Genomic DNA, 21,957 nt, shown 5'->3' with positions numbered 1-21,957 from the left:
GCTGACGCCATGTTGCTCAACCTGTTCAATGAAATGCGTGCAGCCAAGGTGCCGGTGTCGGTGCGCGAGCTGCTCGACCTGATCAACGCACTGAAACAGCGCGTGACCTTCGCCGACATGGACGAATTCTACTACTTGTCGCGGGCGATTCTGGTGAAGGACGAACGGCATTTCGACAAGTTTGACCGTGCGTTCGGCGCCTACTTCAATGGCCTGGAAAAGCTCGACGATCACTTGCAGGCGCTGATCCCCGAAGACTGGCTGCGCAAGGAATTCGAGCGTTCGCTGAGCGACGAGGAACGTGCGCAGATCCAATCCCTCGGCGGTCTGGACAAGCTGATCGAAGAGTTCAAGAAACGTCTGGAAGAACAGAAGGAACGCCACGCCGGCGGCAACAAATGGATCGGCACCGGCGGCACCAGCCCGTTCGGCTCCGGTGGTTTCAACCCGGAAGGCATCCGGGTCGGCGATGCCGGCAAGCGCCAGGGCAAAGCGGTGAAAGTCTGGGATCAGCGCGAGTACAAGAACCTCGACGACTCCGTTGAACTGGGCACCCGTAACATCAAGGTCGCCCTGCGCCGCCTGCGCAAATTCGCGCGTCAGGGCGCGGCGGAAGAGCTGGATATCGACGGCACCATCGACCACACCGCCAAGGATGCCGGCCTGCTGAACATCCAGATGCGCCCGGAACGGCGCAACACGGTGAAGCTGTTGCTGCTGTTCGACATCGGCGGCTCGATGGACGCCCACGTGAAGATCTGCGAGGAACTGTTCTCGGCCTGCAAGACCGAGTTCAAGCATCTGGAGTACTTCTACTTCCACAACTTCATTTATGAATCGGTGTGGAAGAACAACATGCGCCGCACTTCCGAGCGCACGTCGACCCAGGACCTGCTGCACAAGTATGGCGCTGACTACAAAGTGATCTTCATCGGTGACGCCGCGATGGCGCCTTATGAAATCACCCAGGCCGGCGGCAGCGTCGAGCACTGGAACGAAGAGCCGGGTTACGTGTGGATGCAGCGCTTCATGGAGAAGTACAAGAAGCTCATCTGGATCAATCCGTACCCCAAAGATACGTGGGGCTACACCTCGTCGACCAATATCGTGCGGGATTTGATCGAGGACCAGATGTATCCGCTGACGTTGCGCGGGCTGGAAGAAGGGATGCGGTTTCTGTCCAAGTAACCGGATTCTTCCCACGTCGAACGGTATGCCTGGGAACGTATCAAGTGACGCTCTGCGTCACTGGGACGCGGAGCGTCCCGAGCGGCATTCCCACGCAGACGGTTCGACGCCTCGACGTGGGAACGATCAAGTAAAGCGCCGCAGATATTCGACATGCTCCCGGTGCGCCACTTCCTGCACCACCGGGCGCAACCTGACCTTCGCCCCCGGCAGACACTGCGCCAGTCGAGCCAGCGCCAACGGCGTCAACGCGCCCAATCGCGGATAGCCGCCAATCGTCTGCCGATCATTGAGCAACACGATCGGCTGCCCGTCCGGCGGAACCTGCACAGCACCCAGAGGAATGCCCTCGGAAATCATCGGTTTGCCCTGATACTGCAACGCCGTGCCCAACAGACGAATACCCATGCGATCGGCGCGACTGTCCAGCGTCCAGGCACGGTTGAAGGCATCGAACAGACTCTGCCCGCTGAACTGACCGATTTGCGCGCCGAGCACCAGATCGAGCGGTGCGTCGAGGCGCAGGTCCGGTCGATGCTCCGCCGGAACCTCACGCACCAACAGGGTTTCGCCCTGATAACTCAGCGAAGCGCCCTTGGCCAGCGGCAATCCAAAACCATCAAGACCGCCAAGCTCCTCACGCACCACCGTAGCACTGCTGCCCAGCACTTTCGGCGCACTGAAACCGCCGGGCGCCGCCAGATAGGCCCGCGCGCCCAGCAACGGCTGAGTGAACTTCAAGGTCTGCCCTTTGCGCAGTTTGAAACTGCGCCACGGCGCCAACCCCTCACCTTCGATCTGCGCGCCAAGATCCGCGCCAGCCATTGCCAGCAGACAATCCTCTTGCGCCACCACCGTAAACCCGCCGAGGGTGATTTCGATCACCGGCAGATCCAGGTCATTGCCCAGCAGCCAGTTGGCCCAGGCCATCGACCGCCAGTCCGCCGCGCCGCCCTGAGTCACGCCCAGATGCCGCACGCCAAACCGCCCGGCATCCTGCAACAGGCACAGCGGCGTACTCGCTTCAATCGTCAGTCGGCTCATGCCAGGGCCTCCAGAGGCGTGTCATCACCGCCCAGACGGATGAATTCGGCATGACTCACCGCTTCGAAACGCACGGTATCGCCGGGCTGCATGAGGCTGTAGCCATCGCGTTCACGGTCGAACAGTTTTGCCGGCGTACGCCCGATCAGGTTCCAGCCACCGGGAGACACCACCGGATACGCCGCTGTCTGCCGCTCGGCGATGCCGACGCTGCCGGCGGCGACTTTCTTGCGTGGGGTATTCAGACGTGGTGCCGCGAGAATTTCTTCCACCAGCCCCATGAACGCGAAACCCGGCGCAAAGCCTAGGGCGAACACCTGATATTCACGAGCACTGTGACGGCGGATCACTTCTTCCACCGCCAAACCGCTTCGTTGTGACAGCAGACTCAATTCCGGTCCGACGCTCAGGTCGTACCACACCGGCAACACATGACACTTGACGTCGGTGTGCGCATTCGGCGACAGGTCGATCAGCGCTTCGGCGATCAACTCCCGCGCCTGATTCGGGCTCAACGCGGTCAGATCGTAATGCACCATCAACGTGGTGTACGACGGCACCAGATCGACCAAATGCTCGCCGAACACCGCGCGCAGCCGCTCACTGGCGGCGAGCATCCACGGCATGTTGGCTTCGGCGATTTCATCGAACAAGCGCAGCATCAGGCAATCCAGCGCCACCACTTCCACCCGCGGGTTCATGGCGCGCTCTGCTCGTTCAGGGCCTGACGAATGCGTTGCACGGCCGCCACTGAACTGGCGTTGTCACCGTGCACGCACAGCGTGTCGGCTTGCAGGTGCAGCGCGCTGCCGTCGCTGGCGGTGAGGTTGTCGCCACGGGCGATGGTCAGCGCCTGCCCGATAATGGTTTCGGAATCGTGATGCACCGCGCCCGGCAGTTGTCGCGAAACCAGTCGGCCGGCACTGTCGTAGGCGCGGTCGGCGAAGGCTTCGAACCACAGGCTCACGCCGTATTCGTCGCCAAGCTGTTTCGCGGCCGTGTTATCGCGGGTGGCCATCAGCATCAGTGGCAAGCTGCGATCGTAAGCCGCGACGGCCTGAATCACCGCTCGCAGCTGTGCCGGGTTGGCCATCATGTCGTTGTACATCGCGCCGTGGGGTTTGACGTAACTGACCCGCCCGCCCTGGGCACGACAAATGCCGTCGAGGGCGCCGATCTGGTAATGCAGGATGTCTTGCAGCTCCTGGGCGGTGTAGGCCATGGAGCGCCGGCCAAACCCCACCAGATCCTGATAGGCCGGATGCGCACCGATCTGCACGCCATGACTGAGGGCCAGGCTGACGGTCTTGCGCATGATGCTCGGGTCGCCGGCGTGGAAACCGCAGGCAATGTTGGCGCAGTCGATGAAGGGCATGACTTCCGCGTCCAGACCCATGGTCCAGCTGCCGAAGCTCTCGCCGATGTCACAGTTCAATAGCAGGCGGCTCACGGTGAACACTCCTGTAGTTCTTTTCTTTTTTTGCTGTGGGACAGACAGTGTCCCGCAGGTTATCAGTTACTGCGCGTCCAGTTGTTTGCCACGGGTTTCCGGCAGGCTCAATGCCGCGAGGATCACCACGCCGTAGGACACTGCCGCAAAGGCACCGATGCCTACACTCAGCGGCACTTTCTGGCTGAGCAACCCGATCAACAGCGGGAACAACGCCGCCAGTGCCCGGCCGATGTTGTAGCAGAAGCCCTGCCCCGAGCCGCGAATCCGGGTTGGAAACAGCTCGGTGAGAAACGCGCCCATGCCACTGAAAATCCCCGACGCAAAGAAGCCCAGCGGGAAACCCAGCCACAGCATCACGCCGTTGCTGACCGGCAATTGGGTGTAGAGCAGAACGATGGTGAACGAGCCGACCGCGAACAGGATGAAGTTCTTCTTGCGGCCCAGCAGGTCGGTCAAATAGGCGCTGATCACATAACCGACGTAGGAACCGATGATCACCATCGCCAGATAACCGCCGGTGCCGAGTACGCTCAAACCGCGTTCGTTCTTCAGAAAAGTCGGCAGCCAGGAGGTGATCGCGTAATAACCACCGAGGGCGCCGGTGGTCAGCAACGAGGCGCGAATTGTGGTGAAGAGCATGCCGGGGGCGAAGATCTCGTAGAACTTCGACGGGCTGTCCGGGGTTTGCTTGGCTTTGGCTTCGCGATAAATCTCCGGATCTTTCACCAGACGCCGGACAAAAATCACGAACACCGCCGGCACGATGCCGAGGATAAACAGTGCGCGCCAGGCATCCTCCGGCGGCAGTACCGAGAACAGCAGCGCATAGAGAATCGCCGTCAGCCCCCAACCCAGCGCCCAGCCGGATTGCACCATGCCCACCGCTTTGCCGCGATCCTTGGCGCGGATCACTTCACCGATCAGCACGGCGCCAGCCGTCCACTCGCCGCCGAAACCGAAGCCCATCAGTGTGCGGGCGATCAGCAGCTGTTCGTAGTTTTGAGCGAAGCCGCAGAGAAAAGTGAAGAAGGCAAACCACAGCACCGTCAGTTGCAGGGTGCGCACGCGGCCGATGCGGTCGGAGAGAATCCCCGCCACCCAGCCGCCGATGGCCGAAGCGATCAGGGTACTGGTGTGAATCAGGCCGGCTTCGCCGGTGGTGATGCCCCACATCGCGATCAGGGTCGGCACCACGAAGCTGAGCATCTGGGTGTCCATGCCGTCCAGACCGTAGCCGATCTTGCAGCTCCAGAAGGTCCGGCGCTCCTGCTGATTGATGTTGCGATACCAGTCGAACGGGCCGGGACGGGCCGCAGTCTTGGGGAGGTCGAGGGTGTCGGGCGCACTCATGGCATGTCTCCGCAGGCTTTTATTGGTCTTGTTCGAAGCTCCGACGACGCCTATCGTGGGAACCGGATGCGTCGATTCTTGGGTGCGTCACCCGGTCGCGTCCAACGAATAAAAACCCGCCCAAGACATAAGAAAAATTTGTTGCCATGAACCTGAAGTTTCTCGAAACCTTCGTCTGGGTCGCCCGGCTGAAAAGTTTTCGCCTGACCGCCGACAAGCTGTTCACCACCCAGGCTTCGATTTCCAGCCGGATCGCGGTGCTCGAAGGCGAGCTCGGGGTGAAGCTGTTCCTGCGTGATTCACGCGGCGTTAGTCTGACGCCCGAAGGTTTGAAAGTGCTGGATTATGCCGAGCAGATGCTCGACACGATGCAGGCGCTGAAGCAGTCGATCGAGACCCGATCGAGCAAGGTCGGCCGGGTACGTATCGGCGTGATGGACACGGTGATCCACACCTGGCTCAGCCCGCTGGTGGCGCAGATGACCGATCTGTACCCTCGGGTGGAAATCGAGCTGGTGGCGGATACCTCGCTGAACCTCTGCGATCAGCTGCAAAAAGGCTTTCTCGATTTGATCCTGCAAACCGACCTGGTGCGCCAGGAAAGCGTGCGCAGCCTGGAGCTGGCCAGCCACCCGATCGGCTGGATCGTCGCCAGCCATTCGATCTACAACCGCGACTACCAAAGCCTCGCCGACCTGGCGCAGGAACGGATCATCACCTACTCGAAAAACTCCCGGCCGCATCAGGACATTCTGGCGCTGATGCAGGCCCAGGGCGTGCTGGCGCCACGGTTGAACTGTGTGAATTCGGTATCGGCGATCACCCGTCTGTTGCGCGACGGATTCGGTATTGGCGCGTTGCCGCCGGTACTGGTGGCCGAGGAACTGGCGCGAGGGGAATTGACCCTGCTTGACATCGAACAGCGTCCGCCGAACCTGCAGGTGGTGGTGTCGTGGCGGGTCGGCGTGGAATGGGTCGAGGAGATTGTGACGCTGTGTCAGCAGGTGCTGGAGGAATATGCGCGCAAGGTGGGCGAGAACTACGTCGTGCTCGCCCCTTGATCGTTCCCACGCTCTGCGTGGGAATGCAGCCCGGGACGCTCCGCGTCCCTCGCAAGCCCAGCGCGGAGTATCCGTTGAGGCTCAGAGCCCGCGCACATCCCGGTCTTCGATCGGCCGGCTCTGGCGCAGGCGCTTGCCGCCCAGCACCACCCAGTCGATCAGACGGAACAGGCATTCAAGGCCGAACGACAGCAACATCGCGCCGCTCATGCCCCAGATCATCGCTTCCGGCGTCAGCAGGATCTGGTAGCTGTAGCCATTCCAGGTTTCCTTGCGGATGTCCGGGTCGGCGGCCAGCACCACTTGCAGGAAGCGGATGTACCACGGGCCCTGCATCGCCTGGAATTGCTTGTCCAGCGCCAGCTGACGGTTGAGCAAGGTGCTCAGGCTGTCGGCATCGCTGCGAAACACCGGATCTTCGCTGGCTCGATAGTGGGCGACCAGCGCCTGGATATCACCCTTGAAAAACTGCTCGGCGGTGCCCTGGAAGCCGCGCAGACCGGTCTGCGCCTCGATCAGGTGCGCTTCGACCCGCTTGGCGTAATCGTTGATGAAGCCCGGCACCTGGACACCGATCAACAGGCCCGCCGCAAACAACACCAGCCGTAGATAACTGAGCAACATGGGGGTGCAATCCTTATTCGGTCGTGCCTTGGCTGACGCATTCGCCGCGTCGCCACAGGCTCCATTGGCCCGGTTCGTAGCGGGTCCAGGTTTCGTTTTCGGTCAAGGGTTCGGTGGCAATCACCGTGACCACGTCGTTGGGCGTGGTTTCGGCCTGGAAGTCGACAATCACATCGACGTCCTTGAGCCGTGCCGGACCAAACGGTGCGCGTCGGGTGATCTGCGCCAGTTTGGTCGAGCAATAGCAGAACAGCCAGTCGCCGTCGCTGAGCAAGCAGTTGAACACGCCTTTGCTGCGATATTCGGCGCAGGCCGCGACCAGATCCGGCAGCAGCACTTCTATATCGACCGGTTCCGGAAACGCTGCACGTACCCGATTGAGCAAATCGCAGAACGCCGCTTCGCTGTCGGTATCGCCGACCGGACGGTAGAAACTCTTGATCGGGGTGAAATCGGCGAGTTGACCGTTGTGCGCGAAGCACCAGTTGCGCCCCCACAGTTCGCGGACGAACGGGTGGGTGTTGGACAGGCAGACCTTGCCGACGTTGGCCTGACGGATATGGCCGATGACCACTTCGCTCTTGATCGGATAGCGCTGCACCAGATTGGCCACTTCCGATTCGCTGCTGGCCGCCGGGTCCTGGAACAGGCGCAACCCGCGCCCTTCGTAGAAGGCAATGCCCCAGCCGTCGCGATGTGGCCCGGTGCGACCACCGCGCTGCATCAGCCCGGTGAAGCTGAACACGATGTCGGTCGGCACGTTGGCACTCATGCCCAGTAATTCACACATGTGCGGACTCTCGTGATTACAGACGCGGCTCGACCCGCATGCGCTGCGGATTGCTCGGCACCGGCGGGCGACCGTAGCGGTCATCGCCGGCACCGCCGAACGGTTGATCGGCGTCGCGCTCGTCATCGGCACGGGCCGCTGCGCGGGCGGCTTCAGCCTGCTCCCGGCGGGCCTTGGAGGCGCGTTCGATCGGCAGGCGGATCAGCACGAAAATCAGGTACAGGCCGAATGCGATCATGGCGTACATGAGCAGTTCGGAAATGGCGCGCCAGGCGTTGTTGCCGACCTTGAACGCCAGATCCAGCGCTGTGATGGCGATGGCCGGGGCGAATTTTTCCTTCACCGGGTCAATGATGGTCGGGCTGAACAGCAACACCGCCATCAACACACGCAGCGGCTCACGCAGCCAGCGCCACATCCAGCGGGTCATGCGCATCCACACCAGCAGGCAGCCCACGGCGGCAAAGGCGTAAAGGCCCCAGGCGATCAGATAGTCGTTCTCGGTCATGGTGTCCATGGCAAGGCAGGCAAAGAGGCGCTTATAGTAACGACTTTTCGCACGTCAGGCTTCCCCGCCGTCCGTGCGGCCCTTATTTGTCATGTCCGAGAGCTTTCCATGCCCGTATCCGCCAACGTCAGCAGCGCCCCGATTGCCCACAAGGCCGCCGGTCACGACCCGTACGCCTGGCTGCAGGAACGCGACACCGACGCGGTGCTCGACTACCTCAAGGCTGAAAACGACTACCAGCAGGCACAGACCGCCGATCAGGCCGAGCTGCGCGAAACCCTGTTCGAAGAGATCAAGGGCCGGATCCTCGAAACCGATCTGTCCCTCCCCTCGCCATGGGGCCCGTACCTGTATTACACCCGCACCACAGCGGGTGACGAATATGCCCGTCACTACCGCTGCCCGCGCCCGGCCGATGACAGCCTGACCCTCGACGAAAGCCGCGAACAACTGCTGCTCGATCCGAACGCCCTGGCCAACGGCGGCTTTTTCTCCCTCGGCGCCTTCAGCATCAGCCCGGATCACCAGCGTCTGGCCTACAGCGTCGACGCCTCGGGCGACGAGATTTACACGCTGTTCGTGAAGGAATTATCCAGCGAGCGTGTCAGCGAACTGGAATTCCAGGACTGCGACGGCAGCATGACCTGGGCCAATGACAGCCTGACCCTGTTCTTCGGCGTGCTCGACGACACCCATCGCCCGCACAAGCTGTTCCGCTATCGCCTCGACGGCACGGCCGCCGAAGAGGTGTTCCACGAGCCAGACGGGCGTTTCTTCCTGCATTGCTACCGCGCCAGCTCCGAGCAGCAATTGCTGTTGTCGCTGAGCAGCAAGACCACCAGCGAAGTCTGGGCGCTGGACGCCCATCAGCCGCACCAGCCATTCACTTGCCTGGCGCCACGGGTCGAGGATCACGAATACGACGTCGATCACGGCAAACTCGATGGTGAATGGACCTGGTTCATCCGCACCAACCGCGACGGCATCAACTTCGCCCTGTATCAGGCGCCGGACACCGGCATCGCACCGAGCGAAGCCGACTGGCAGAACCTGATCCCGCACAGCGATTCGGTGATGCTCGATGGCGTGACCCTCAACGCCGAAGCCCTGACGCTGAGCCTGCGCGAAGGTGGTCTGCCGATCATCGAAGTTCGCCCACACGGTCTGGCGCCTTATCGCGTGCAATTGCCGGACGCGGCCTACAGCCTCTATGTGCAAAACAGCCTGGAATTCGAAAGCGACCGCATTCGCCTGCGCTATGAAGCGCTGAACCGTCCGGCTCAGGTTCGGCAATTGATCCTCGCCACCGGCGAACAGACTGTGCTCAAGGAAACCCCGGTGCTCGGCCCGTTCGACGCCGACGCCTACGTCAGTCAGCGCCTGTGGGCGACCGCGCCGGACGGCACCCAGGTGCCGATCAGCCTGGTGATGAAACGGGAAATGGTTGGCAAACCAGTCCCGCTGTACCTGTACGGTTACGGCGCCTACGGTTCGAGCCTCGATCCGTGGTTCTCCCACGCGCGGCTGAGCCTGCTGGATCGCGGCATGGCGTTCGCCATCGCCCACGTTCGCGGCGGCGGTGAACTGGGCGAAGCGTGGTACCGCGCCGGCAAGCAGGAGCACAAGCACAACACCTTCAGCGACTTCATTGCCTGCGCCGAATTCCTGATCCTCAACGGCATCACCACCGCGCCACAGCTGGCGATCAGTGGTGGCAGCGCCGGTGGCCTGCTGATCGGCGCGGTGCTCAATCAGCGTCCGGACCTGTTCGGTGTGGCGATTGCCGAAGTGCCGTTCGTCGACGTGCTCAACACCATGCTCGACCCGGATCTGCCGCTGACCGTCACCGAATACGACGAGTGGGGCAATCCCGAAGAGCCGGAAGTCTACGAGCGGATCAAGGCCTATGCGCCGTACGAAAACGTCACTGCACAGGCGTATCCCGCAACACTGGTGATCGCCGGCTACAACGACAGCCGCGTGCAATATTGGGAAGCGGCCAAGTGGGTGGCGAAGTTGCGTGCGACCAAGACCGATGACAATCCATTGCTGCTCAAGACCGAACTGGGCGCCGGCCACGGCGGCATGAGCGGGCGTTATCAGGGATTACGTGACGTAGCGCTCGAATATGCATTTGTTTTCAAGGTTCTGGGCATTGCCTGAGGAACTCCGCCGGTCAGTCAGGTCTTAATTCCGGGCACCGGGAGCCGATAAGCAGATCGGCCCCCGGTGGCGAGCCTGCCACCCGACACAACAAAAAGACCGCATGACATGTCAGAACCAACCCTACTGAACAACGAAATCCGCGACTGGCTGATGGACTGCGGCCTGTTCGATCAATTGCAACTGGCGGATTTCGCCGCCGCTTCGGGTTACTTCAGCATCAGCACCGTGGCTGAAGGCGAAGCGATCTTTCGCGAAGGCGATGCCGGCAGTTTCATGTGCATCATCCACACCGGCCAGGTGGCCGTGCAGAAAACCGGCGGCGACGGCCAGGTCGTGACCATGGCCACCCTGCGCAGCGGCCGGGCGTTCGGTGAAATGGCCGTGCTCGACGGCGAACGCCGTTCAGCGACTTGCGTGGCGGCGAGCAACTGTCAGTTGCTCAACCTCGGCAAGGACTCGCTGGAAAAAATGCTCAACGACGCGCCGAAGATCGCCGCCAAGATCATCCGCGCCCTCGCCGTCTCCCTGTCCAAACGCCTGCGCATGGCCGACGGCCAGCTCGCCGCCCAACAGATCTAGCCCCCCGGGGATTTGGGTTTGCTGTCGTTCTGTTCCAGGCCCGGCAATGGCTGATCCTTGGTCGGCGGGCTGGGCATTTCGATCGGCACCAGTGGCGGGCCGCCACTGCCGGGGCCGGCCTTGGGAATCGGCACCGGGCTGATCTGCGGATACGGGGTTGGCGTCGCCGTGCCGGGCGAGCCCGGTTGCGGTGTCGGGCTGACGGGAATCGTCTGTTGCGCCTGTACGGCAGTTATCGAGAGCGCGGCCAGGGTAATGACCGTTAGAATGGTGCGCTTCATCAAGGGCTCCGTTGGCCTGAAGTCTGCCTTCAGGCTACTCCCAACGCGCCGGCTTGCCTTCCCCCCTGTAGAGATTTCCATGAAACGTTTCGTTCTGCTCGACACCACGCCGATCCCTGACAACGGTGGCGCCCTGTGCCTGTTCGAGTATGGCGAGGACTTCGTCATCAAGATCCAGGGCGGCGACGGCGGCCAATTGATGAACACCCGCATGCACGGTTCCGAAGATGCGCTGGCCGAGATCCCGTGCCGCAAGGTCGCCGGTCGGCCGAACTCGCGCGTGCTGATCGGTGGCCTGGGCATGGGTTTCACCCTCGCCTCCGCGCTCAAGCATCTGGGCAAGAGCGCCGAAGTGGTGGTCGCCGAGCTGGTGCCCGGCGTGGTCGAGTGGAACCGCGGCCCGCTCGGTGAAAAGTCCGGGCGCCCGCTGCTCGACCCGCGCACGGTGATCCGTCAGGAAGACGTAGCCAAGGTGCTGCAAAGTGAGCCGAACGGCTTCGACGCGATCATGCTCGACGTCGACAACGGCCCCGAAGGCCTGACCCAGAAGGCCAATAGCTGGCTGTATTCCGCCGCAGGCCTGGCCGCCTGCGCCAAAGCGATGCGGCCCAAAGGCGTGCTGGCGGTGTGGTCGGCCAGCGCCGACCGGCAGTTTTCAGACAAATTGAAGAAGGCCGGTTTCAAGGCCGAGGAAGTGCAAGTCTTCGCCCACGGCAACAAGGGCACGCGCCACACGATCTGGATTGCCGAGAAGCTCAAGGGCTGAGCTAAACTTGCGTCATAACCGTCATTAGTCTTTTTACAAAGGTGAACCCATGAGTTCGTCCACCCCGACCAACACCTCGAAGCTGGATCGCATCCTCGCCGACAACCAGCGCGACAAGGAAATGGGCTACCGCGACAAGGCCCTGAAGATGTACCCGCACGTGTGCGGCCGCTGCGCTCGTGAGTTTTCCGGCAAGCGCCTGAGCGAGCTGACCGTGCATCACCGCGACCACAACCACGACAACAACCCGCAGGACGGTTCCAACTGGGAGCTGCTGTGCCTGTACTGCCACGACAACGAACACTCGCGCTACACCGACCAGCAGTACTTCGGCGAAGGCTCGCTGAGCACGCCGAAAATCGCCAAGGCCACACACAATCCGTTTGCGGCGCTGGCCGGGCTGATGAAGAAAGAAGACTGAGTTCCCCAACTCTGATCGTTCCCACGCTCCGCGTGGGAATGCAGCCCGGGACGCTCCGCGTCCCAAAGCGGACGCAGAGCGTCCATTGAGGCATTCCCACGCAGAGCGTGGGAACGATCTGTCCTGAATCTGCCCGCCCTCCCCCAATCCCCGTATAATCGCCCTCTTTTTCCCGAAGGCACCCCGCTCGTGGCAGACAAACGGTACAGCTGCATTGGTTTGTATAACCCCAAATCACCGGAAAACGTCGGTTCGGTGATGCGCGCCGCAGGCTGCTACGGCGTGTCGACCGTGTTCTACACCGGCAAGCGCTATGAGCGCGCCGCCGATTTCGTCACCGATACCAAGCGCGTGCACTACGACATCCCGCTGATCGGCATCGACGACCTGAAAAAGATCCTGCCACTCAATTGCGTCCCGGTTGCCGTGGAACTGGTCGACGGCGCCCGCCCGCTGCCGGAATACACCCACCCGGATCGCGCCCTGTACATCTTCGGCCCAGAAGACGGCTCGCTGGATCAGGAGATCCGCGACTGGTGCGAAGACGTCGTGTACATCCCGACCACCGGTTGCATGAACCTCGCCGCCACGGTCAACGTCGTGCTCTACGACCGCATGGCCAAAGGCCTGAACACCCGCTCCGGACCGAAATTCCGCTGAAACGCCGCACATCCGATGGAACGAGCTGACCGCCTGCGCAGTCAGCTTGTTTATCCATTACTCATTGCCTGGAGAAAGATCATGACCGAGCTCAAACGCGTCGAACGTATCGAATCCACCCCGTTTCAGAGCCGTCCCGAGCAGAACGTCGAAGGCTGGGAGCGCATCGGTTCGCTGGCCGGCGGCGTGATCATGGTCGGCAAGGGCCTGCGCCGTGGCGGCGTATTCGGGCTGATTCAGGTGGCGATTGGCGGCGTGGCCATGGCCCGCGGCATCACCGGCCACAGCTCGGTGAAAAGCCTGCTGGAGAAAAGCCGTCAGGACATGAACAACGTGCGGGCAAAGATCGAGCGAGCCGGTGAAGAACTGAGCAAGCTCAAGGCCAATGCCGAGGCGGCGACCAACACCGCCACCGTGACCGGCAATGACTCGGTGAAATCGCCGAAAGCCGGGGTTTGACCGCTACCGAAGCAACCCGCTATCAAGGACCTTGGACGACTCGCCGAGAACGCTTTCGGCGAGTTGCACAAACTCTTTGGTGTCCACCGTCCCCAGATGCATCGCCCCGCGCAGGACATCATCCAGCGAGCGCTTGTTGCGGGTCTTCAGGCGAATCTCGCCGTCCAGCTCCTGCAATAGCAACACCGCTTTCGACAGCTGCGCCGGGCTGATCTGCTCGCCGCGCAGGGTCGTGACTTTCTGACTGTCCTTGGTCAGTTTCGCCTGCAAGCTCTGATAACGCTCGTCACTCATGCCGCCGGCACGGCGCACCAGTTCAATGGCGTAATACTCGGCGAACCCTTCGCTGATCCAGTTGCTGCGCTGCTCGTCGTTGATCCGTCCGAACACCTGTGCCAGTTCGCGCACCAGTGCGCTGCTGCCGCTTTCGCTGACCAGCGGCAACCGTGTGTTGAGGTAGATCGACTCCCGCGCCGCCAGACTGCCGCGCCACATCGGGTCGTTGGCGCCGACAATCAGCAGTTTGCTCGGATGGCGGGGAAACACCGCCTGCACCTGTGGCCAAACGAACGTCAGCAGCGTCAGCACGTCCATCCGGCGCATGCCCTGCCCTTGCGGCGAGGCCACGGTGACTTCGGTTTCCCCCAACCGCGTGCGGCGGCTGCCGAGGTGGCCGGCGAGCATCCAGCCGGTCGGGCGGTCGAACAGGCGTGACGGATTGTCGATACGGAATTTGTTCTTGCCGATGCGCGGCCAGGCGGTTTCGACGCTCTTCCAGCCGTCGGGCAATTCGAAGTGCAGGCGCGCGACCAGCTCGATGCCGTCCTGCTGATCGAGCCTGGCTGGCGGCACCAGTTCATCGCCACGCATCAGCGCCCAGGTCGGGGTCATGCGCGTGTCGAAGCTGCCGTTCTTGCGGCCGTGGCTGATGCGTACGCGGTAGGTCAGGCTGGCCTTGTCCGCCGTCGGGCGCCAGACCCCGCGCGCCGGTTTGCCCGGCGTCAGTTGCCACTGGCCGTCGGCCTTGAAGTCGCTGTAGTGGCTGCCATCGCCGAGGTCGAAATCCAGGCTGCGCACCGCTTCGCCCTTGGCGAGGGTCAGGCGCACTTCGGCCTGATCGCTCTGCGGCAGCAGGCGTACCTGATAATCCAGATCGACTTTCTTCGCCGCCCACACCGGCGCACTCAGCGCCAGCAGCGTGACGATCAGCGCCCGGCGCAATCCCGTCGCCATACCTGCTCCTTGGTCAATCGTTAACCTGCGCGGAAAATCAGGTGATCTTCCCAGTCGTCTTCCGGCACGCTGCCTTCGGCGAGCATGCGCCCGGACTGGGAAATCCGTTCGTGGTGCACCGCGTCGCGATCACCGCAGACCAGGTGATGCCACAGCGGCAGGTCCTTGCCTTCGCTGACCAGCCGATAACCGCAGGTCGGCGGCAGCCATTTGAACGCTTCGGCCTGGCCCGGAGTGAGCTGAATGCAGTCCGGGACAAACTGCATGCGGTTCGGGTAATCGCTGCACTGGCAGGTTTTCAGGTCCAGCAGTTTGCAGGCGATGCGCGTGTAATAGACGCTGTTGTCTTCTTCATCCTCGAGCTTTTGCAGGCAGCACAGGCCGCAACCGTCGCACAGCGATTCCCATTCCTCGTGATCGAGTTGATCGAGGGTTTTGCGTATCCAGAACGGTTCGACTTTGGCGGCCATGGCTCAAGCATCAACATCAGGTGGTGAAAAGGCCGCCAGTCTAGTGCCCAAGGCCCCGTGATCCAAGCGCTGGCGACTGCCGGTTGTGCAGGGCTTGTCAGTTTTTGCACGGCCAAGTAGCTTTGCCGGTCACACCAGGCCTTTGCCGGATGCCATTAACGCTCGACCGCGTCGCATCCGGTGAACTGCAGGCTTGCGCCACAACCCCATCGTTCAGCCCAACTGATCCCGCCGGGTTTCGCTTCCAACCTGTCCTCAAACGTAGCAAGGAATCTTTCGATGAGTGCCAACCCTCGCGTTGCCGAATACGCCATTCACCCGCAGTTCACCGATCGCTGGTCGCCCCGCGCCTTCACCGGCGAAGCGATCCCGGAAGAAACCCTGCTGAGCTTCTTCGAAGCTGCACGCTGGGCGCCATCGGCGTACAACTCGCAGCCGTGGCGTTTTCTCTACGCCCGTCGCGACACGCCGAACTGGGAGCGTTACCTGGGCCTGCTCAATGAATTCAACCGCAGCTGGGCACAGCACGCTTCGGCGCTGGTGATCGTGATTTCGAAAACCACCTTCACTGCACCGGGCGCCACCGAAGAAACGCCAGCGCTGTGGCACACCTTCGACACCGGTTCGGCGTGGGGCCATCTGGCACTGCAAGCGAGCCTGAGCGGCTGGCACACCCACGGCATGGCCGGCTTCGATCAGGAACTGACCCGCAAGGAGCTGAACATTCCGCAAGGTTACGCGCTGCATGCCGCCGTGGCGGTGGGCAAGCTGGGGGACAAGGCAACCCTGGCCGAATACCTGCAAGCACGGGAAACGCCGAGCCCGCGTCGTCCGCTGAGCGAACTGGCGGCTGAAGGCGATTTCACCCTCTAAGCCACACTGCAAAACGAACTGTGGGAGCGGGCTTGCTCGCGAAGAGGGCTTACCAGTCGACGACTTGGCTGACTGACAAACCGCGTTCGCGAACAAGCCCGCTTCCACATTTTTCACTGCGGTGAATCAGTAACCGCGTGCGAAATCCACTTCCCCGCGCAACGCCTCTCCCGCCTGATACGCCCGCAAGTTGTCCAGAAACAACTGCACCATCATCGGCGGCGAGGTCGGCGCCGAGCTGTGCCCGGTCAGCAGCAAGCCCCACGCGGTCCAGAACGGATGCCGTTGCGGCAGCGGCTCCTGACGGCAGACGTCGATCACCGCGCCGGCCAGATGGCCTTCCTTCAATGCTTCGACCAGATCTGCATCGACCACCGCCACACCGCGCCCGGCGTTGATGAACAACCCGGTCGGCTTGAATTGCTTGAACAGCGCAGCGTCATAGATGTCGTGGGTGTGCTCGGTGTTGGGCAGCAGGTTGACCACGTAATCCACTTCGCCGACCAGACGCGGCAAGTCCGCCATCGAACCGACTTCGACAAACGGCGCCTGTTCGCGGGCGCTGCTGGCGATGCCATACAACTCGACGCCGAACGGCAGCAGGAACTGCGCCACGCTCTGGCCGATGTCACCGGTGCCGACGATCAGCACCTTTCGTCCGACCAGACTCTGGCCGGTGCGGTTGTCCCACTTGCGCTCGACCTGGCTGACCAGCCGCGCCAGCACTTCGCGCTCGTGGCCGAGCATGTAGGTCAGCACGTACTCGGCCATGACCTGACCGAAAATGCCGACCGCCCGGGTCAGGCGGTAATCCCGGCGCAGGCCGTCGGCCAGCAGCGGCGTGATGCCCGCCCAGGTCGATTGCAGCCATTGTGGCTCGTGGCCCTGACGCAACAGGGTCGCCAACAGATCCGGCTGGCCCAGCCACACCGGGCAATCAGCAGCCTGGCGAGCCAGTTCGGCGGAGTCGCCACTGGTCAGCACTTCAAGCTCGGGGGCCGCCTGACGCAGCAGTCGGGCGTATATCGCGTGGTCGTGTTCAGCAATCAGAACGCGCATCTTCAAACCTTTCGCAAACCGTGCAGGCGGCCGTCCACTTCGTGGCAGCCGTCGCCGTAAAAACCGTTCCAGGGGTTACCAGAGGCCCAGGACAGGGCCTCGCGGATCAGACCGGATCGTTGCGTCGCAGCAACTCTTCGGGCAAGTGTTCGATGTACTCTTCCTCGGCCGGTGGCATTTGCAGGTGATAGCCCTGCTTTTCGAGGTTTTCCAGGACCACGGCGATGTCTTCGCTGGCCAGCTTGCGCTCGGGGGTCAGCACCAGATCGAAGGAATGCTTCGCCTTGCCGAACGCCGCCATCAGGCCTTCCGGCACGCGCTCCAGCGCATCGCTTTTGAGCACGTACAGGTACATGCCGCTTTTCTTCGAACTTTGATAAATGGAACAAATACGTTTCAAGGCTGTTCTCCGGCGGTGGCCAGGCTGTCGAGCAGCTTCTGGCCCATCAATTCGCGGCGCCAGCCACGCAGCGAATCAGGCAATTGGTAAGGGCCCTCGGGGAAGCCGCTTTTGACCAGCGCTTCGAGGGTTTTCTTGCGCAGCATCAGTTCCGGCGCGATGCCCAGACGTTCCGCTTCAGCCTGACCGAGCGCCCGCAGCTGTTTGATCAGCGCGGCGGCTTCGATCGGCAACGGCTCCGGCACGGCTGGCGGCCATTGATCAGGCCCCACACTGCCAGAGCGCTTGATCAGATCAAGCAGAAACTCGCCGTCCTGACGCACGGTACGCGGGTGCATGTCTTCGATCTTGCCCAGCGCGCTGAGGTTGTCCGGTTGGGTCCGGGCCAGCGGCCACAGGGAATGCTCACGCACGATGCGGTTGCGCGGCAAGTCGCGGGCGCGGGCTTCGCGTTCACGCCAGGCACACAGCTCACGCAGCACGGCCAGTTGGGCGCGGGACAGTTTCCACGCCAGTTTGGCCTCGCGATACACCTCGTACGGATCGGTCTCGCGGCGCAGGTTGGCAACCAGTTCGGCGCCATCCTCCAGTACCCAGGCGTATTTGTCGTCGGACAGTTTCGGACGCAGTTGTACGAAAACCTCCGCCAGATGCACGGCGTCTTCGGCGGCATAGCTGATTTGCGTGTCGGACAACGGACGCTGCAGCCAGTCGGAACGGGTTTCACCCTTCGGCAGTTCGATGCCGAGCACTTCCTGCACCAGACGCGAATAGCCCATCGAGAACCCGAGGTTCAGGTAGGCAGCGGCCAGTTGCGTGTCGAACAGCGGCGCCGGCAGGCTGCCGGTCAGGCGCAGCAGGACTTCAAGGTCTTCGCTGCAGGCATGCAGGACTTTGAGCACCGCCGGGTTTTCCAGCAACGCGGCCAAGGGTTGCCAGGCGTTGATGGTCAGCGGGTCGATCAGGTAGGCGCGTTTGCCGTCGCCGACCTGCAACAGCCCGGCAATCGGGTAGAAGGTGTCGACCCGCATGAATTCGGTGTCGAGGGCAACGAACGGCAGCTGCTGCCACTCGGCGCAAAACTGCGCGAGGCTATCGTTGTCGCGAATCCAGTGAATATCGATGGCCACACGGCTCTCCCTTCAAGAATGGCGCGCAGTATATATCGCCACCGGCGCTTTCCGCGCCTCTACAGGGCAAGAGCTTGATGAAATCTCCTGCCTGAGGGAAAGAATAGTCTTACAGAGTGAGTCTGCCGGCTCAGTCCTTGGCCAACACGCCGTCGATCACCGCGCCCCGGCAGCCGGCAAACAGGTCGAGATCCTGCTGGTAGACCTTGCTCTGCACCTCCAGCAGACCGAGCATCGAGTGGAACAGATTGTCCTGGCTCAGCGGCTTGTCGCGGCTCATTTGCAGGCAATGGGTGTCGACCGAGTAGGACTTCTGATAGCTGTCGGAGAACCACGCCAGCATCGCTACGTGTTTCTGTTGCTCCGGCGCCAGCATGTACGGCGTGCCGTGGAGGAACAGGTTGTATTCGCCCAGGGATTCGCCATGGTCGGACAGGTACAGCATGGCGGTATCGACCTTGTCCTGATTGCTGCGCAGTACGTCGATCAGGCTCGACAACACATGGTCGGTGTACACCAGCGTATTGTCGTACCCGTTGACGATGCTCTCGCGGCTGCAATTGTTCAGCGCATTGCTTTCACATACCGGGGTGAAGTGCTCGTATTCCTTTGGATAACGCTTGAAATACTCCGGGCCGTGGCTGCCCATCTGGTGCAGGACCAGCACGGTGTCCTTGTCCAGGTGATCGATGAAGCTTTGCAGGCCCTGCAACAGGATTTCGTCGCGGCATTCGCTGTTGGCGCACAGCGCCGGGTCTTTCAGGTTGCTGACGTCCTGCAGGGTGACGCGATCGCAGGTGCCCTTGCAGCCGGACTGGTTGTCGCGCCAGATCACGTCGATCCCGGCCCGTTTCAGTACGTCCAGCAGCCCTTCCTCATTCTTCGCCTTGCTGGCGTCGTAATCCTTGCGGCCCATGTTGGAGAACATGCACGGCACCGACACAGCGGTTTCCGTGCCGCAGGAATGCACGTCGGTGAAGGCGATCAGGCCGGCTTCCTTGTCCAGTTTCGGCGTGGTGTCGCGGTTATAACCGAGGATGCCGAAGTTTTCCGCCCGGGCACTCTCCCCCACCACCAGCACCGTCAGGGATTTGCGCGGATGATTCTGCACGGCGGCATTGCGCTGGGCGTCTTCGCCGATCGTGACAAACGGTTGCTGCGCCGAAGCCACCTGCTCGCGCAGATAACCGGCCGAAGCACCGATGTAGTTGCTCGGCACCAGCATCAGGCGAATTTCGTGGTGATTGCGAAACAGCGAGGACAACCCCTGATAGTTGGCCAGCGCCACGCCGCCAATGACGGCAACCGACGCGACACTCACCACAACTTTGCTTAATAACTCGCGATGCCAGCGACGATAGTTGACTGGAACTTTCCATAACAACCAGGACGGCAAGACACCCAGAAAAACGATATAAGCCAGCAACTTCAAAGACAGCAGGTCGCGAACTTCCGTGGCATTGGTTTCGGCAAAGTTGCGAAACATGCCGGCATCGATCATGACCCCGTATTGGCTCATGAAATACGCCACGCCGGCACTGACCATGAACAACAACGTCAATACGGGTTTCAATACGGGTCGAAACGCCAGCAACGTCAACACGATGTTATACGCCGCGAAGATCATCACCCCGAACGCAATGCGCATGGCAATGCCCTTGCCGTCCGCAGCGGTGATGTCGAACAGGTGTTGCCAGAGAACGAAATTGAATCCGGTCAAAAGAAAGGCGCTGGCAAACAACGTCACCCATTCCGGGCGCACGGCTTTTAACTTGAACATGGCGAGGGGCGATTTCCTTGAAATAAGTGCCGTCGTCAATTGTGAAAATTTCATTGACTCAGACCACACAAACTTTATGCAGGCAACCATCAATTTTTTGTGAAAAAGAAGCCAACGATTAGTTGGCCCATGAAATAACCATGAAACTTGCAGCGTATTTGAGAATGATTCAGCTGTGGTTCAGTCGCGGGCAACGAAAACGCCGTATCGAATTTCTCGATAGCGCTCCCGACTTTCTGATTTGCCGCCCCGCTCGCCTGCCCGCCTAATCGACAGTCTCTGGTTCAAAGGTTTGAAGATGGAAAACGTTCGCGCCGCTGCCCGCCCCGCCCTCTGGCTGATGCTCGGCATCATCCTGGTCGCCCTCAACCTGCGCCCGTCGATGGCGGCGGTGGGGCCTTTGCTCTCGGCCATTCGCGGCGATATACCGCTGTGTTTCAGCCTCGCAGCGTTGCTGACGCTGCTGCCGGTGATGGCGATGGGGCTGGCGATGTTCTTCGGCATGGCGGTCAGCCAGCGCCTTGGTGAACAACGCACGGTGCTGCTGTCGTTGCTGATCATTGGCGTGGCAACGCTGTCGCGGTTGTTTCTCGACTCGGCGGGGGAATTGATCGCCAGCGCCGTGCTGGCCGGGATCGGCATTGCACTGATCCAGGCCTTGATGCCAGCGCTGATCAAATCGCGGTTTCCCGACAACGTGGCGCTGTGCATGGGGCTTTACGTCACTTCGATCATGGGCGGCGCGGCGCTGGCCGCATCGTTCGCACCGTGGGTGATGGTGGAGACCGGCAACTGGCGGGCAGGTCTGGCGGTCTGGGCGGTTTTGGCACTGCTCGCCATTCCTGTGTGGTGGGCAACCCGCGCCACGTCACCGGAGACCACCCGGGCCGCTGTCAGAAAAGAATCTTTCTTCACGAATTCCCGCGCCTGGTTGCTCGCGATCTTCTTCGGTCTGGGCACCGCGTCCTACACCTGCGTGCTCGCCTGGTTGGCGCCGTACTACGTGGAAAAAGGCTGGAGCGAACAAAACGCCGGCCTGATGCTGGGTTTTCTGACGGCCATGGAGGTGATTTCCGGGCTGGTGGTGCCCGCCATCGCCAATCGCAGCCGTGACCGACGCCTGGTACTCGGCGCTCTGCTCGGATTGATCATCGCCGGATTCCTGGGTCTGATCCTCAGCCCGCAGCACCTGAGCCTGCTGTGGCCCTGCCTGCTCGGGCTAGGCATCGGCGGACTGTTTCCGATGAGCCTGATCGTATCCCTCGATCACCTCGACGAACCGCAACGAGCCGGCGGGCTGACCGCATTCGTACAAGGCATCGGCTACCTGATTGCCGGGCTCTCGCCGTTGATGGCCGGGATGGTTCGCGATCGACTGGGCAGCTTCGAATGGGCCTGGTGGTCATTGACGGCGGTGATGGCGCTCATGCTGCTGATGGTGCCGCGTTTCAACCCGCGGCATTACGCGCGGCACATGGATTAATCTGGCCGACCCGTCTGGATAAAGGCTTCTGGCCATCTTTGCCGGGTTTGATTGGGCACGTCGTGTTACTAAAACTTTCTGTCCCACAACTGACCGTGAAATGTCCTACAGGGCTTTCTCCTGGCACCATCGTTCCGTTACGATCATGCGCACACGTTTGCGCGGATTCGGCGCAAGGA

At 61.8% G+C, this 21,957-nt stretch carries 24 protein-coding genes; 10 read left to right on the top strand and 14 right to left on the bottom strand.

Going from position 1 to position 21,957, the window contains the following annotated elements; all coding sequences use genetic code 11:
- The first annotated feature begins 9 nt into the window (after positions 1-9).
- The gene (locus tag K3819_RS07305) at positions 10-1,188 is read left to right on the top strand and encodes a VWA domain-containing protein (protein ID WP_016771218.1); all 1,179 of its coding nucleotides are present in this window, start codon (positions 10-12) and stop codon (positions 1,186-1,188) included.
- Positions 1,189-1,314: 126 nt separating this feature from the next.
- Here K3819_RS07305 and K3819_RS07300 read toward each other — a convergent pair whose 3' ends face one another.
- From K3819_RS07300 to K3819_RS07285, 4 genes are all read right to left on the bottom strand, one after another.
- Complete coding sequence (locus K3819_RS07300; RefSeq protein WP_221398930.1) at positions 1,315-2,232, bottom strand: biotin-dependent carboxyltransferase family protein; 918 nt, start codon at positions 2,230-2,232, stop codon at positions 1,315-1,317.
- Positions 2,229-2,933 (bottom strand): 5-oxoprolinase subunit PxpB, encoded by a 705-nt coding sequence (gene pxpB / locus K3819_RS07295; protein WP_221398929.1) that lies wholly within the window; start codon positions 2,931-2,933, stop codon positions 2,229-2,231. The genes K3819_RS07300 and pxpB overlap by 4 nt, the downstream gene beginning before the upstream one ends.
- Positions 2,930-3,682, bottom strand: a complete 753-nt coding sequence (locus K3819_RS07290) for a 5-oxoprolinase subunit PxpA (RefSeq protein WP_221398928.1) — start codon at positions 3,680-3,682, stop codon at positions 2,930-2,932. The genes pxpB and K3819_RS07290 overlap by 4 nt, the downstream gene beginning before the upstream one ends.
- Positions 3,683-3,748: 66 nt before the next feature.
- Positions 3,749-5,035 (bottom strand): MFS transporter, encoded by a 1,287-nt coding sequence (locus K3819_RS07285; RefSeq protein WP_064594172.1) that lies wholly within the window; start codon positions 5,033-5,035, stop codon positions 3,749-3,751.
- A 146-nt stretch (positions 5,036-5,181) separates the two neighbouring features.
- On the opposite strand from K3819_RS07285, the gene K3819_RS07280 reads away from it, so the two are divergent.
- On the top strand, positions 5,182-6,096 hold the full coding sequence (locus K3819_RS07280; RefSeq protein ID WP_085611595.1) for a LysR family transcriptional regulator: 915 nt from the start codon (positions 5,182-5,184) through the stop codon (positions 6,094-6,096).
- Positions 6,097-6,177: 81 nt separating this feature from the next.
- On the opposite strand, the gene K3819_RS07275 is transcribed toward K3819_RS07280, so the two are convergent.
- From K3819_RS07275 to K3819_RS07265, 3 genes are read right to left on the bottom strand one after another with little or no spacing between them, the layout of a single operon-like run.
- Complete coding sequence (locus tag K3819_RS07275; protein WP_011332934.1) at positions 6,178-6,720, bottom strand: DUF2937 family protein; 543 nt, start codon at positions 6,718-6,720, stop codon at positions 6,178-6,180.
- 13 nt (positions 6,721-6,733) lie between these two features.
- Positions 6,734-7,510, bottom strand: a complete 777-nt coding sequence (locus K3819_RS07270) for a class II glutamine amidotransferase (RefSeq protein ID WP_025110635.1) — start codon at positions 7,508-7,510, stop codon at positions 6,734-6,736.
- Between the two features lie 16 nt (positions 7,511-7,526).
- Positions 7,527-8,027: a hypothetical protein gene (locus tag K3819_RS07265; protein ID WP_039772625.1), complete on the bottom strand. Its 501-nt coding sequence runs from the start codon at positions 8,025-8,027 to the stop codon at positions 7,527-7,529.
- Between the two features lie 99 nt (positions 8,028-8,126).
- Here K3819_RS07265 and K3819_RS07260 point away from each other — a divergent pair, with 99 nt between their 5' ends.
- Together K3819_RS07260 and K3819_RS07255 are read left to right on the top strand one after the other, a co-directional pair.
- Positions 8,127-10,181 carry a S9 family peptidase gene (locus tag K3819_RS07260; RefSeq protein WP_085611596.1) on the top strand — a complete coding sequence of 685 codons (2,055 nt, stop codon included), beginning with the start codon at positions 8,127-8,129 and terminating at the stop codon, positions 10,179-10,181.
- Positions 10,182-10,289: 108 nt separating this feature from the next.
- A complete protein-coding gene (locus K3819_RS07255) occupies positions 10,290-10,763 on the top strand; it encodes a cyclic nucleotide-binding domain-containing protein (protein WP_007956482.1) in 474 nt (157 codons plus the stop codon).
- Here K3819_RS07255 and K3819_RS07250 read toward each other — a convergent pair.
- Positions 10,760-11,044: a hypothetical protein gene (locus tag K3819_RS07250; RefSeq protein ID WP_039772629.1), complete on the bottom strand. Its 285-nt coding sequence runs from the start codon at positions 11,042-11,044 to the stop codon at positions 10,760-10,762. The two genes, K3819_RS07255 and K3819_RS07250, sit on opposite strands and share 4 nt — an antisense overlap.
- A gap of 79 nt (positions 11,045-11,123) precedes the next feature.
- Here K3819_RS07250 and K3819_RS07245 point away from each other — a divergent pair, with 79 nt between their 5' ends.
- The 4 genes from K3819_RS07245 (at position 11,124) to K3819_RS07230 (ending at position 13,350) form a co-directional block, all read left to right on the top strand.
- Entirely contained in the window at positions 11,124-11,810 is a 687-nt protein-coding gene (locus tag K3819_RS07245) for a hypothetical protein (protein ID WP_011332930.1), read from the top strand.
- 49 nt (positions 11,811-11,859) lie between these two features.
- Positions 11,860-12,231 (top strand): YajD family HNH nuclease, encoded by a 372-nt coding sequence (locus K3819_RS07240; RefSeq protein WP_007944009.1) that lies wholly within the window; start codon positions 11,860-11,862, stop codon positions 12,229-12,231.
- 189 nt (positions 12,232-12,420) lie between these two features.
- Positions 12,421-12,891: an RNA methyltransferase gene (locus K3819_RS07235; RefSeq protein WP_007958066.1), complete on the top strand. Its 471-nt coding sequence runs from the start codon at positions 12,421-12,423 to the stop codon at positions 12,889-12,891.
- 81 nt (positions 12,892-12,972) lie between these two features.
- Positions 12,973-13,350, top strand: a complete 378-nt coding sequence (locus K3819_RS07230; RefSeq protein ID WP_039772634.1) for a DUF2892 domain-containing protein — start codon at positions 12,973-12,975, stop codon at positions 13,348-13,350.
- Between the two features lie 3 nt (positions 13,351-13,353).
- Here the strand turns inward: K3819_RS07230 and K3819_RS07225 are convergent, their stop codons facing one another.
- Positions 13,354-14,583, bottom strand: coding sequence for a hypothetical protein (locus tag K3819_RS07225; RefSeq protein WP_221398927.1), 1,230 nt, complete (start codon positions 14,581-14,583; stop codon positions 13,354-13,356).
- A gap of 20 nt (positions 14,584-14,603) precedes the next feature.
- Positions 14,604-15,053, bottom strand: a complete 450-nt coding sequence (locus K3819_RS07220) for a YcgN family cysteine cluster protein (protein ID WP_085611599.1) — start codon at positions 15,051-15,053, stop codon at positions 14,604-14,606.
- Positions 15,054-15,332: 279 nt separating this feature from the next.
- On the opposite strand from K3819_RS07220, the gene K3819_RS07215 reads away from it, so the two are divergent.
- Positions 15,333-15,926: a nitroreductase family protein gene (locus K3819_RS07215; protein ID WP_103386836.1), complete on the top strand. Its 594-nt coding sequence runs from the start codon at positions 15,333-15,335 to the stop codon at positions 15,924-15,926.
- Between the two features lie 126 nt (positions 15,927-16,052).
- Here K3819_RS07215 and K3819_RS07210 read toward each other — a convergent pair whose 3' ends face one another.
- From K3819_RS07210 to K3819_RS07195, 4 genes are all read right to left on the bottom strand, one after another.
- A complete protein-coding gene (locus tag K3819_RS07210) occupies positions 16,053-16,985 on the bottom strand; it encodes a D-2-hydroxyacid dehydrogenase (protein ID WP_085648592.1) in 933 nt (310 codons plus the stop codon).
- Between the two features lie 106 nt (positions 16,986-17,091).
- The gene (locus tag K3819_RS07205; protein ID WP_007958052.1) at positions 17,092-17,385 is read right to left on the bottom strand and encodes a YcgL domain-containing protein; all 294 of its coding nucleotides are present in this window, start codon (positions 17,383-17,385) and stop codon (positions 17,092-17,094) included.
- Positions 17,382-18,515 carry a ribonuclease D gene (rnd, locus tag K3819_RS07200; RefSeq protein WP_039772643.1) on the bottom strand — a complete coding sequence of 378 codons (1,134 nt, stop codon included), beginning with the start codon at positions 18,513-18,515 and terminating at the stop codon, positions 17,382-17,384. The genes K3819_RS07205 and rnd overlap by 4 nt, the downstream gene beginning before the upstream one ends.
- 130 nt (positions 18,516-18,645) lie before the next feature.
- Entirely contained in the window at positions 18,646-20,295 is a 1,650-nt protein-coding gene (locus K3819_RS07195; protein WP_221398926.1) for a phosphoethanolamine transferase, read from the bottom strand.
- A gap of 298 nt (positions 20,296-20,593) precedes the next feature.
- On the opposite strand from K3819_RS07195, the gene K3819_RS07190 reads away from it, so the two are divergent.
- Positions 20,594-21,778, top strand: coding sequence for a cyanate transporter (locus K3819_RS07190; protein WP_221398925.1), 1,185 nt, complete (start codon positions 20,594-20,596; stop codon positions 21,776-21,778).
- Positions 21,779-21,957 lie beyond the last annotated feature (179 nt).

The organism is Pseudomonas sp. 3-2, assembly GCF_019710535.1.
In the GTDB taxonomy this organism is placed as follows: domain Bacteria; phylum Pseudomonadota; class Gammaproteobacteria; order Pseudomonadales; family Pseudomonadaceae; genus Aquipseudomonas; species Aquipseudomonas pharyngis.
This window is presented reverse-complemented; position numbering and strand designations above follow the sequence as displayed.